Below are 11,055 nucleotides of genomic sequence, written 5' to 3'. Positions count from 1 at the left end.
CGGCACCGCGCGGATCGTCCGGGGCGACAGCCTCTGGCAGATCAGCCGGCGCATCTACGGCAAGGGCACCCGCTACACGGTGATCTTCGACGCCAACCAGCCCCAGATCCGCAACCCGGACCTGATCTATCCGGGCCAGATCTTCGTCCTGCCCAGCGACGGCACGGCGGCGGGAACGCAGGACGGCACACGGGGCTGAGGCTCACTTCCGCCCGGCCTCCGAGCCAGAAGGCAGGCGCCCGACGACGAGGACGGCCGAGCGCCCGTCAACGGCAAAAAGAGGGCGAGAGATGGAAAGCAGGCTTTCACTTGTGGGCGCCTACGTGCAATTCTGATTGCATGACCACCGAGCGCGTCACGCAGACGCCCATCGCGGTTTCGGACGGGTTGCGCGAGATCGGGCAGGCCCTCAGGGCCGCGCGCCTGCGCCGGCGGCAGCCGGCCTCCGACCTCGCCGCCCGCGTCGGCGTCTCCCTGCCGACCCTGCGCAAACTCGAGAACGGCGACCCCACGGTGTCGCTCGGCGTCTTCGCAAAGGCCGCCTGGGTCCTCGGCCTCCTGCCGGCCGTCCGGGACGCGGTCAGCCCCGAGAACGACCGCCTGGCCGCCGCCATCGAAACCGGCCGCCTGCCCCGCCGCGCCCGCCGCCCCCGCGAGTTGAACCTCGATGATCTCTGAGGTCTATGTCCATGTCCGCCACCGGGACGGCGGCCTGGACCTCGTCGGCCGGTATCGGCGCGTGGCGCCGGCGGCCGGGCAGCCCTATGGCGAGTTCGCCTAAGTCGGGTCCTGGCTGCGGAACGATCACGGCCGGGCCTTCGCCCTCGACCCCGAGCACCTGCCCCTTCGGCCGGGGGCACTCCGGAGCACCGGCCGTGGCCGGCTTCCGGGCATCCTGGCGGATGCCACCCCGGACCGCTGGGGCCGGCGGCTGATCGAGCATGAACGCCCCCTCGGCGCGCCCCCGATGGCGTCGGGTGACTGGCTGCTCGCCACCGGGGATGAGCGCGTCGGTTGCCTCGCCTTCTCCGAAACCCCGGCCCCGCCATCGCCCCGGCCGGGCTACGCGGCCACGGCCGACCTCGACAGCATCGCGGAGGGGTTCGAACGGCTGGAACGCGGCGAGGCGGTCGGGGGACTGGCGGGCCGCCTCTGGAGCGCGGGCATCAGCCTGGGCGGTGCCCGGCCGAAGGCCGTCGTGGAACACTGCGGCGCCCAGTGGATCGCCAAGTTCCAGAGGCGGGACGACACCTACGACCAATGCGGCGCCGAACACGCGACGATGCGCCTGGCCGCGCGCTGCGGGATCGCGGTCGCCGAGACGCGAACGCGCGATGTCGGGCCGCGCCGGGTCGTCCTGGTCAAGCGCTTCGACCGCGATCCCGGCACGCACGCGCCGACCTGCCACTTCATGAGCGGCCTGACGGCGCTCGGGCTGGACGAGACGTCGGATTCCGGTTCCTACCCCGAACTCGCCAGGTTCCTTCACTTTTACGGGGCGCAGCATGGGTCGGATCGCCGTGAACTGTTCCGCCGCATGGCGTTCAACGTCCTGTGCGGCAACCGGGACGACCATCTCAAGAACCACGCCTTCCTCAGGCGCGACGGCGCATGGCGCCTGTCCCCGGCCTACGACATCGTCCCCCAGCCGGACATGGACCCCCAGCAGGCCATCGGGGTCGGTCGATCCGGGAGCTATCCGACGATCGGCAATTGCCTGACCCGGGCCCCGGATTTCGACCTGTCGCAGGACGAGGCCCGGGACCTCGTCGCCACTCTCGCCGCCCGCATGCGCTCCTGGCGGCAGGACTTCGCCGCCGACGGCGTCGACGAGGCCACGATCAGGCGGCTCGCGCGCGCCTTCTCGACGGATCTCGATCGACCTCCGGCATCCGAAGCGGCGGCGTCATCCCGGTCATAGCCCTCCCATGCCAAATCCGTTCGATGCCTTCCGGCGATCCCTGCGGGATCGCGTTCGCGATGGCGGATCTGGGCTTCGCTCGAGCACCGCACGGGCTTGGGCGACACGGGCCTCCGCTTCGATCGCGCGAAGGCCCTCTCACTCCGCCGGCACGGAGGCCGGGGCCGGCACGGAGGTCGGGCGCTTGGCGGCCGGGACCACGTCCTCGTTGCGCTGGAGGATCTCCAGGGCGGCGTCGGCCTCGCGCTGGCGGCTCCACATCGCGGCGTAGACGCCGTCCCGCTCCAGCAGGGTGGCGTGGTCGCCGCGCTCGACGATGACGCCCTTGTCGAGGACGATGATCTCGTCGGCGTTCACCACCGTGGAGAGGCGGTGGGCGATGACGAGCGTGGTGCGGCCCTGGCTCACCGTGTCCAGGGCGTCCTGGATCTCGCGCTCGGTGAACGAGTCGAGGGCCGAGGTCGCCTCGTCGAGGACGAGGATCGGCGGCCCCTTCAGGATGGTGCGGGCGATGGCCACGCGCTGCTTCTCGCCGCCCGAGAGCTTCAGGCCGCGCTCGCCCACCGGCGTGTCGTAGCCCTCCGGCAGAGCGGAGATGAAGCGGTCGATCTGGGCGAGCGACGCGGCGGCGCGCACCTCCGCCGGGGTGGCGTCCCAGCGGCCGTAGCGGATGTTGTAGCCGATGGTGTCGTTGAACAGCACCGTGTCCTGCGGCACCATGCCGATGGCGGCGCGTAAGGACGCCTGCCGGACGCCGGCGATGTCCTGTCCGTCGACGAGGATGCGGCCGCCCTGCGGCTCGTAGAACCGGAACAGCAGGCGCGACAGGGTGGATTTTCCCGCCCCCGATGGGCCCACGATGGCGACCGTTTTGCCCGCCGGCACGTCGAAGCTGACGCCCCGCAGGATCGGACGGGCCGGGTCGTAGGCGAAGCGCACGTTCTCGAAGCGCACCACGCCGTCCGACACGGCGAGCGGCAAGGCGTCCGGCCTGTCCGCGATCTCCGGGTTGCGGTGCAGGATCTGGAACATGTCGTCGATGTCGATGAGCGCCTGTTTGATCTCGCGGTAGATCATGCCCATGAAGTTCAGCGGCATCGAGAGCTGCACCAGCATGGTGTTGACCAGCACGAAGCCACCGAGCGTGGTGCGCCCCGCCATGATGTCGGATGCGGCCAGCCACATCACGATGGTCATGCCGATGGTGAAGATCACCGCCTGTCCGGCGTTGAGGACGGCCAGCGAGACGTAGGTCTGCGTCGAGGCCTTTTCGTACTTCGCCATCGAGACGTCGTAGCGCTCGGCCTCACGGAGTTCTGCGCCGAAGTACTTCACGGTCTCGAAGTTGAGCAGCGAATCCACCGCCTTGGTGTTGGCGTCGGTGTCGGAGTTGTTCATCCGGCGGCGGATCTCGATGCGCCACTGCGTCGCCTTCCAGGTGAAGGCGAGGTAGGCGGCCACCATCACGAAGACGACCACGGAGTAGATCCAGTCGAATTCGTAGGCGAGCACGCCGATGACGAGCAGGAACTCCACGATGGTAGGCACCAGCGTCAGCACCATCAGGCGCGAGAGTTCCTCGATGCCGCCGCGCCCGCGCTCCAGCACGCGGGTCAGGCCGCCGGTCTTGCGCTCCAGGTGGAAGCGCAAGGACAGCCGGTGCATGTGCTCGAAGGTCTGAAGTGCCAGGCGGCGCACGGCGTGCATCGCCACCTTGGCGAACAGGCCGTCGCGCACCTGCGTCAGCCCCGCCATCAGGATGCGCGAGAGACCGTAGAGGCCGATGAGCAGCATCGGCGCGGCGAGCAGGCCGGTGGGGATGGCGGCCCCCGGTTTCGCGTCCGTCATCGCCACCAGGGCGTCAGTGGCCCACTTGAAGGTGAAGGGCGTCACCATGGTGACGAACTTGGCGACGATCAGCAGGCCGAAGGCCAGAAAGACGCGCCGCTGCAGGTCGGGCCGGCCATGGGGCCAGAGATAGGGCCAGAGGCGGCGATAGGTGGCCACCAGGCCGGGCCGCGCGGGCGGCGCGGCCGCGACCGGTGCCGCCGGGGCGGGGTCGGTGTTCATTCGGGTCAGGGTCTCGGGATGGGGGAATGCTCCGAGCGCATATAAGTCCCCTCCCCGCCCGACGACAGCCGCCGTGCGAAGGGCGGACCTGCACGGGCCGCACGCCGCCGTCCCACCCAGGCTCGCTTCGGCTATCGCGGGGCGACGTGGCGGGCGAGAAAATCCCGGGTCAGGCGTGCGACCCCGTCCGTATCCTCGTCCAGCGCGAAGTGGCCGGCATCGAGGATGTGCAGTTCCGCCTCCGGCCGATCCCGCAGGTAGGCCTCCGCGCCGGGCACGATGAAGGAGGGGTCGTAGCGCCCCCACAGCACCAGGGTCGGCACCGGATGGGCCCGCATCCAGGCCTGCCAGGCCGGATAGGCCGCGACGTTGGTCCGGTAATCGGAGAGCAGGGCCGCCTGGATCGCGCGCATGCCCGGCCGCGCGAGGAAGGCGGCGTCGTCCGTCCACGTATCCGGGTTGTAGCGATCGCGGTTCGGGCTCGTGCCGATGTGGCGCTGCCGGGCGCCCTCGAACGACGTGAAGGCGTCGAGCTGCTCGGGATGGGCGGCGGGATCGGCCCAGTATTGCGCAATGCCGCGCCATTTCGGGCCGAGCCCCTCGGCATAGGCGTTGGCGTTCTGGATCAGCAGGGCGCTCACCCGCTCGGGGTTGGCGAGCGCCATGCGGAAGCCGACCGGCCCGCCGTAATCCTGCAGGAAGAGCGCGTAGCGCGCGATGCCGAGCTGCTCGACGAGCCCCGTCATCGCCGCCGCGAGCGTGTCGAAGGTGTAGGCGTAGGCCTCGGGCGACGGCGCGTCGCTCTGGCCGAAGCCGGGATAGTCGGGCGCGATCAGGTGGTAGCGATCCGCCAGCAGCGGCAGGAGCGGTTCCCACTGGCGAGAGGACGACGGATAGCCGTGCAGCAGCAGGATCGTGGGCGCGTCGCGCGGCCCCGCCTCGCGGTAGAACAGCCCGACGCCGCCGACCGTGACGCGATGGTAGGTCGTCGTGGTCGAGAGGGACGTCAGCGGCTGCGGCGTCCCGAGGGCCAGCGTGGCCGCGGCCGCGAGGATCGTTCGTGTCGGCATGGGCGGACCTCCCGTGCCGCTCAAGATAGGGCACCCGGCCGCCACGGTCAGCACGCCCGGTCGCGCCGCCCGTGCGTCAGGCGCTCACGCGGTCTCGCCCGCGAGCCGGCGGGCCACCGCGTCCCGGCCGATCAGCGGCAGCAGGCCGGCGAGGTCCGGCCCGTGCTCCAGGCCGGTGATCGCGAGGCGCAGGGGCATGAACAGGGCCTTGCCCTTGGCCCCCGTGGCGGCCTTCACGGCGTTCGTCCAGGCCTTCCAGGTCTCCCCGTCCCAGGGCTCGGCCGGCAGGAGGGCGGCGGCGGCCCCGATGAAGGCCGGATCGGGCAGGACCGGGGTCACGGGCCCGGCGACGACGCGCCACCAGTCGCCGGACTCCGAGACCTTGGCGAGGTTGGGCCGAACCGCCGCCCAGAACGCCTCGGCGCGCTCCGGCGCCACGCCGAGTGCCGCCAGCCGCTCGGCCACCTCGGCGTAGGGCATGGCGTGGACGAGGCGGGCGTTGAGCCCGTCGAGTTCGTGCGGGTCGAACTTCGCCGGCGCCCGCGAGATCTGCGCCAGATCGACGAGGCCGGCCAGTTCGTCGAGCCCCGCCACGGCGCGCACCGATTCCGCCGAGCCCGTGAGCACCGCCAGCGAGCGCACGGCGCCCGGCTCGTAGCCGGCCTCGCGCAGGCCCCGGAGCGAGAGGTGGCCGAGGCGCTTCGAGAGCCCCTCCCCGTCCGCCGTGGTCAGGAGGTTGTGGTGGCCGAAGACCGGGACTGGGGCGCCCAACGCCTCGAAGATCTGCACCTGCACGCCGGTGTTGGTGACGTGGTCCTCGCCCCGGATGACGTGGGTGATGCCCATCTCGGCGTCGTCCACCACGGAGGGCAGGGTGTAGAGGTAGCTGCCGTCGGCACGGATGAGGACGGGGTCGGAGAGCGAGGCGCAATCCACATGGGCCTCGCCCCGCACGAGGTCGGTCCAGGCCACGGTGCGCGCGTCGAGCTTGAAGCGCCAGTGGGGGTGGCGCCCCTCCGCTTCGAGCGCGGCGCGCTCGGCCTCGGTGAGGCTCAACGCCGCCCGGTCGTAGATCGGCGGCTGGCCGCGCCCGAGCTGGCGCCGGCGCCGCCGCTCCAGTTCTTCTTGCGTCTCGTAGCAGGGGTAGAGCCGGCCCAGGGCCTTGAGCCGTTCGGCGGCCGCGTCGTGGCGCGCCACCCGGTCGGATTGCCGCGCGAACAGATCGGGCACGATCCCGAGCCAGGCCAGATCCTCGGCCACCGCATCCGCGAAGGCTTGCGTCGAGCGCTCCCGGTCGGTGTCGTCGAGCCGCAGCAGGAAGCGCCCGCCGCGCGCCCGGGCGAACAGCGCGTTCAGCAGGGCGGGCCGGGCATTGCCGATATGCAGGTAGCCGGTGGGGGACGGCGCGAAGCGCACGAGGGGGGCGGTGGTCATGGGGGCCTTCTAAGCCGGTTCGCGTCGGCGCGCCAACGCGTCACCTGGCCTAGGTCTTTCACAGGACGCAGGTTTTCGACGCAAACCCGGTGACCGCGTTCGCGAAACCCGACCGGGGCGGGACATGGGGGGTGGGAACAGCCCCACGACGGGGCCGTCGTCGGAAGGCGACGGGGCCGAAGGGCGCCGGACCGTCCGTTGGCCGCCTCGCAAGAGACCCCACGACCAGACCCCCCGATCCGATCTCACGGTGCCCTCGGAGTCCAGCCCGCGGGCCGCTCTTCCAGCTGAGAGGACGCGTCCGCAGGAATGGCGCAGGCCTTTCCTCAATCACAGATAATGTTGTGCAACCATAAACATCATCACATAAATGTGATTTGAAACATTAGACGAACATAAGACGCTCGAGCAACATGCCTGATTGAGACATCCCCAGGGTACCGATCAGTTGCGCAGCTTGTTGTCTACGGCATCGGTCCGCAAAGAGGATGCATTTCGCGTCTGGCGCGAGACGATCTACGAACGGTTGTCGCCGCTGGCGATCACGAAGATTGGAGACCGGCCCTTCGCAGGGGAAATCGAAGCCGCGAATCTCGGATCCCTCCTGGTCACGCGCGTCTCCTCGAGCGCGACGCGCACCGAGCTCACGGCCGAGGCGCTGCGGCGAAGCGACAAGGACGCGACGGTCACCGTGGCGATCATGCTCTCGGGCGTCTCGACCTTCACGCGGGACGATCGGGAGGCGGTCCAACGGCCCGGCGACATCGTCGTCCTGGATCGCAGGCCCGGCTCGACCCAATCGAGCGACGGCAGCAAGGCGCTCTTCCTCGAGCTTCCCGCCCATCGCCTGGAATCGGCCCTCGGCCCGGCACGCCTGTTCTCGGCCCTGAACATCGGATCGCAGCAACCCAGCGTGTCCCTGGTCCGGACGTTCTTCAACGAGTTGGTCGTGGTCCACGATCAGCTCGATCCCGCCACGGCGGAGCGGATGTCCCAGATCGGCGTCGACCTGATGGTCGCCGCCATCGCCGAGCGCATGGCGCGCGAGGTTCCGAACCGCGTGAGCGGCAATCTCCTGGTCCAGCGTGCGAAGGCCTACATCGAGGCCAACCTGCACGATCCGACCCTCGATCCCCCCCACCTCGCGGCGGCGGTCGGCGTCTCCCTGCGGCGGCTGCAGGAGCTGTTTCACGAGCGCGGCCGGCACATCTCGGATTGGATCTGGGAACGCCGGCTCGCGGTGGGATGCCTGCGCCTGACCGATCCCGGATATGCCCACCTCCCGATCGGCCTCATCGCGTGCGGATGCGGTTTCTCGAGTCAGGCGCATTTCTCGCGCCGGTTCAAGGACCGCTTCGAGATGACGCCGAGCGAGTATCGCCACGCCGCCAGACTGGCCGGCGGACCGCCGCCATGACCGCCGGGATGACCGGCCGCGTTCCCGCCTCGGCGCCGACGCCGCGCCCGGCGCAGGCGAAGCGGCGACCGTCCCGGGTCGGTCCGGTAAGGCCGGCGGATCGCGCCGAGAGTCCGCCCGGCGGGCGCGCCGTTCGCGGGTGGAACCGGCAGTTCGGGCCCAGCACGGGTTCAGGCGGACGCCGCCCGACGCGCGCTGTCGGGAACACGACGATTTTGGCTGATTGCCGGATGGGGAGGATACGGATCCGGCCCGACCGCCCGGCGGCCGGAAGACGTGTGAGCGGCTCTCAATCGGCCACGGCTCACGGAATCGCACCTCACCCCCGCGTGCCCCACCGCACGCTCATCCGGCTCGGGGTGTTCGCGTCCGGCCCGAGCGCCGGCCCGCTCCCGCTGCGCGGCACGAAGGGTTTCGGCGCCAGGGTCTCGGGGATGGCGCTCTCGAACGCCTGCACCTTGGCGAACCGGCCCGCCTTGCGGAAGCGCCGGAGGTCGCCCGGCACCACCGCCTCCATGGCGGTGGGCTGGAGGCCGCGGGTCAGGGTCCCCGTCGTCACGAGATTTCGTTCGGCGCAGATTTCGGATCGGATGCCATGCCGACTGGCTTAGCGTAACGTCGCGAAACTTCACATGTCGCCCTGGGTAGCGCGGATTTCGTCCCGAACGACACAGTCAAACCCAATGCGCGTGAGATCACGGAACGTCGATTGACTTGAAAAACCGTATGGTGTCGGCTTTCCGGGGATCGGAATTTGGACACTGGAGATCCGGCGCGGTGAGCACTGAACTCCAATCCATCATCGACTTGTCCTACGATGCGGTCCTCGATCCGGACCTGTGGCCCGACGTGCTCGACCAGGTCGCGCGCGCGGTCGGCGGGCGGGGCGCCGTCCTCGTCTCCCACGATCCGGCGCGCACGGCCCGGACCACCCATTCGCAGGCCCTCGACGCGGTGGGGGAGGAGTACGGCCGGACCTGGTGGCAGCACGACACGCGCATCGCCCGCGCGCGGACGCTGCGGCTGGGACCCGGCTCGATCGTCGTCGACGAACACCTGTTCGCGCCGGGCGAGACCGGGTCCGACCCGTTCTTTCAGGACTTCTTCGCCCGGCACGGCCTCGGAAACCTCGGCGGCTACATCGCCTCCGACTTCCGCAGCCCGCACAGCCTGGCCCTGAGCGTCCCGCGCGCCCTGAATCGCGGTGCCTTCGACGGGGCCGAGCTCGAACGGCTCCGCGTCCTCGGCCCCCATGTCACGCGCGCCTTCCGGATGACGGCGGCCTTCTCAGCGACGCGCGCCCGCGTCCACACCCTCGACACCCTGATCGACGGGGCGGGGATCGGCCTGATCGAGCTCGATGCGGACGGACAGGTCCGCGCCGTTTCCGCCGCCGCCGAAGGGATGATCGGCCGGCACCTGCGCGTCCGGATCGGGCGCGTCCCGGAGCCCCTGAACCCGAAGGAGCGCCCCAAGCTCGCCGCCCTCCTGGCCGCCTTCCTCGGGGTGCCGCCCGGGGACGGCCCGCGCGCCTGCTTCATTCAGGGCGCGGAGCGCACCCGGCCCATCCTGGTGAGCGGTCTGCCCCTCCGGGGCGCGGAGGCCCTCGGCGTCGATCAGGGCCTGCTGCTGCTGATCCAGAGCCCGTTCGCGGCCATCACCGCCTCCATCGCCCCCAAGCTCGTCCAGCTCGGCCTGACCCAGGCGGAGGCGCAGGTCGCCATGCTGGTCGGGCGCGGGCACAGCCCCCGGGACGCCGCGCGGCAGATCGCGGTCAGCGAGCACACCGTGCGCAGCCAACTCAAGGCCGTTTACGCCAAACTCGGCATCGGCCGGCAGAGCGAACTCGCGGTCATCGTCGCCCGCCTCGACACCCTGCTGTAGGGGCACGACGGGTCGGGCGGCGCGAGGCCGATCCGCTCCCTTACCCCCGCGTGCCCCAGCGAACCCCCATCCGGCTCGGCGCATTCGAATCCGGGCCCAGGGCGGGACCGCTGCCGCTGCGCGGCACGAAGGGCTTCGGCGCCAGGGTCTCGGGGATGGCGCTCTCGAACTCCTGCACCTTGGCGAACTGGCCCGCCTTGCGGAAGCGCCAGAGGTAGCCCGGCACCACCGCCTCCATGGCGGTGGGCTGGAGGCCGATGCCCTCCAGGGTGCGGCCCTCGGCCTTGGCGGCCTCGGAGACGACGTTGTCGGTCTGGAGCAGGGTGACCTGGTCGCGGGTGAGCTTGAGGGCGTCCGGCAGGAGGCCGAGGGTCAGGGTGTCGACCACCTCCAGGGCGCGGGCCTGGAGCAGGGCCGCCGGCAGCGGCAGGGCCACCACCGCGCGCTTGCGCAGCGTCACCTTGAGCATGTAGCGCACCAGGGCGTCCAGGGTCTCGACCTCGGGGCCGCCGAGCTCGTAGACCCGGCCCGCCGGCACGTGGCCCTCCACGGCGCGCGTCACGGCCTCCGCCACGTCGGCGACGTAGACCGGCTGGAAGCGCGTCTCGGCGCCCGCGAGCGGCAGCACCGGCAGGGCCCGGGCGAGCGACGCGAAGCGGTTGAAGAAGCTGTCGCCCGGCCCGAACACCAGGGAGGGGCGCAGGATCACGTGGGCGCCGCCGGCCTCGGCCACGTTGGCCTCGCCCAGCGCCTTGGTGCGGGCGTACTGCGAGGGCGAATCTGCATCCGCCCCGATGGCCGAGACGTGGACCACCGGCGCGCCGACGGCGGCCGCCGCCCGGGCGATGGCGCCCGCGCCCTCGGCCTGCAATTGCGAAAAGCTCTGCCGGCCGGTCTCCTGCAGGATGCCCACGAGATTGACGACGATGTCGGCCCCGTGGACCGCCTGGGCGATCGAGTCGGGGTAGCGCAGGTTGGCCTGCACGGCCACGATCTGGCCGACCTTGCCCAGCGGCTGCAGGAACAGCGCGAGGTCAGGCCGGCGCACCGCCACTCGGATGCGGTAGCCGCGCTTGGCGAGCGCCCGGACGACGTGGCGTCCGAGGAAGCCCGACCCGCCGAAGACGGTGACGAGCTGCGCGGCGGGGCGGGTCAGGGGAAGGGTCTCGAAACCGGTCATCGCGCGTTACGTCTCGAAAAGCGGCCCCCGTGCATCATCCGGCACCCCGAAGGATGAGCGGATCGACGCCGGTCCGTAG

The 11,055-nt window shown here is 71.0% G+C and carries 10 protein-coding genes; 5 read left to right on the top strand and 5 right to left on the bottom strand.

Features of this window, described 5'->3' with window-relative positions:
• The 3 genes from MKK58_RS10515 to MKK58_RS10505 form a co-directional block, all read left to right on the top strand.
• The coding region (locus MKK58_RS10515; RefSeq protein ID WP_243912026.1) for a LysM peptidoglycan-binding domain-containing protein at positions 1 to 199 on the top strand (199 nt) is incomplete at its 5' end.
• A 140-nt stretch (positions 200 to 339) separates the two neighbouring features.
• Complete coding sequence (locus tag MKK58_RS10510; RefSeq protein WP_243912025.1) at positions 340 to 678, top strand: multiprotein-bridging factor 1 family protein; 339 nt, start codon at positions 340 to 342, stop codon at positions 676 to 678.
• A 289-nt stretch (positions 679 to 967) separates the two neighbouring features.
• Positions 968 to 1,921 carry a type II toxin-antitoxin system HipA family toxin gene (locus tag MKK58_RS10505; RefSeq protein WP_243912024.1) on the top strand — a complete coding sequence of 318 codons (954 nt, stop codon included), beginning with the start codon at positions 968 to 970 and terminating at the stop codon, positions 1,919 to 1,921.
• Between the two features lie 138 nt (positions 1,922 to 2,059).
• On the opposite strand, the gene MKK58_RS10500 is transcribed toward MKK58_RS10505, so the two are convergent.
• The 3 genes from MKK58_RS10500 to gltX all read right to left on the bottom strand — a co-directional run bounded on the left by MKK58_RS10500 (position 2,060) and on the right by gltX (position 6,495).
• Complete coding sequence (locus tag MKK58_RS10500) at positions 2,060 to 3,991, bottom strand: ABCB family ABC transporter ATP-binding protein/permease (RefSeq protein WP_243912023.1); 1,932 nt, start codon at positions 3,989 to 3,991, stop codon at positions 2,060 to 2,062.
• A 131-nt stretch (positions 3,992 to 4,122) separates the two neighbouring features.
• The gene (locus MKK58_RS10495) at positions 4,123 to 5,061 is read right to left on the bottom strand and encodes an alpha/beta fold hydrolase (RefSeq protein WP_243912022.1); all 939 of its coding nucleotides are present in this window, start codon (positions 5,059 to 5,061) and stop codon (positions 4,123 to 4,125) included.
• A gap of 84 nt (positions 5,062 to 5,145) precedes the next feature.
• The gene (gene gltX, locus MKK58_RS10490) at positions 5,146 to 6,495 is read right to left on the bottom strand and encodes a glutamate--tRNA ligase (protein ID WP_243912021.1); all 1,350 of its coding nucleotides are present in this window, start codon (positions 6,493 to 6,495) and stop codon (positions 5,146 to 5,148) included.
• A gap of 448 nt (positions 6,496 to 6,943) precedes the next feature.
• Here gltX and MKK58_RS10485 point away from each other — a divergent pair, with 448 nt between their 5' ends.
• Positions 6,944 to 7,912: a helix-turn-helix domain-containing protein gene (locus MKK58_RS10485; RefSeq protein ID WP_279578317.1), complete on the top strand. Its 969-nt coding sequence runs from the start codon at positions 6,944 to 6,946 to the stop codon at positions 7,910 to 7,912.
• Positions 7,913 to 8,231: 319 nt separating this feature from the next.
• Here MKK58_RS10485 and MKK58_RS10480 read toward each other — a convergent pair whose 3' ends face one another.
• A complete protein-coding gene (locus tag MKK58_RS10480) occupies positions 8,232 to 8,471 on the bottom strand; it encodes a hypothetical protein (protein ID WP_243912019.1) in 240 nt (79 codons plus the stop codon).
• Between the two features lie 218 nt (positions 8,472 to 8,689).
• Here MKK58_RS10480 and MKK58_RS26990 point away from each other — a divergent pair, with 218 nt between their 5' ends.
• A complete protein-coding gene (locus tag MKK58_RS26990; protein ID WP_243912018.1) occupies positions 8,690 to 9,796 on the top strand; it encodes a helix-turn-helix transcriptional regulator in 1,107 nt (368 codons plus the stop codon).
• 40 nt (positions 9,797 to 9,836) lie between these two features.
• Here MKK58_RS26990 and MKK58_RS10470 read toward each other — a convergent pair whose 3' ends face one another.
• Complete coding sequence (locus MKK58_RS10470) at positions 9,837 to 10,976, bottom strand: complex I NDUFA9 subunit family protein (protein ID WP_243912017.1); 1,140 nt, start codon at positions 10,974 to 10,976, stop codon at positions 9,837 to 9,839.
• Positions 10,977 to 11,055: the final 79 nt, after the last annotated feature.

Origin of the sequence: Methylobacterium sp. J-078, from assembly GCF_022829285.1 — a bacterium.
Lineage (GTDB): Bacteria > Pseudomonadota > Alphaproteobacteria > Rhizobiales > Beijerinckiaceae > Methylobacterium.
The sequence above is the reverse complement of the archived record's forward strand: the minus strand, read 5'-3'. Positions and strand labels throughout refer to the sequence as shown.

What these genes read in the sequence shown, in the direction of transcription:
- MKK58_RS10510 (WP_243912025.1), top strand. Translation starts at nt 340, where the DNA reads ATGACCACCGAGCGCGTCACGCAGACGCCCATCGCGGTTTCGGACGGG.
- MKK58_RS10505 (WP_243912024.1), top strand. Translation starts at nt 968, where the DNA reads ATGGCGTCGGGTGACTGGCTGCTCGCCACCGGGGATGAGCGCGTCGGT.
- MKK58_RS10500 (WP_243912023.1), bottom strand. Translation starts at nt 3,991, where the DNA reads ATGAACACCGACCCCGCCCCGGCGGCACCGGTCGCGGCCGCGCCGCCC.
- MKK58_RS10495 (WP_243912022.1), bottom strand. Translation starts at nt 5,061, where the DNA reads ATGCCGACACGAACGATCCTCGCGGCCGCGGCCACGCTGGCCCTCGGG.
- gltX (WP_243912021.1), bottom strand. Translation starts at nt 6,495, where the DNA reads ATGACCACCGCCCCCCTCGTGCGCTTCGCGCCGTCCCCCACCGGCTAC.
- MKK58_RS10470 (WP_243912017.1), bottom strand. Translation starts at nt 10,976, where the DNA reads ATGACCGGTTTCGAGACCCTTCCCCTGACCCGCCCCGCCGCGCAGCTC.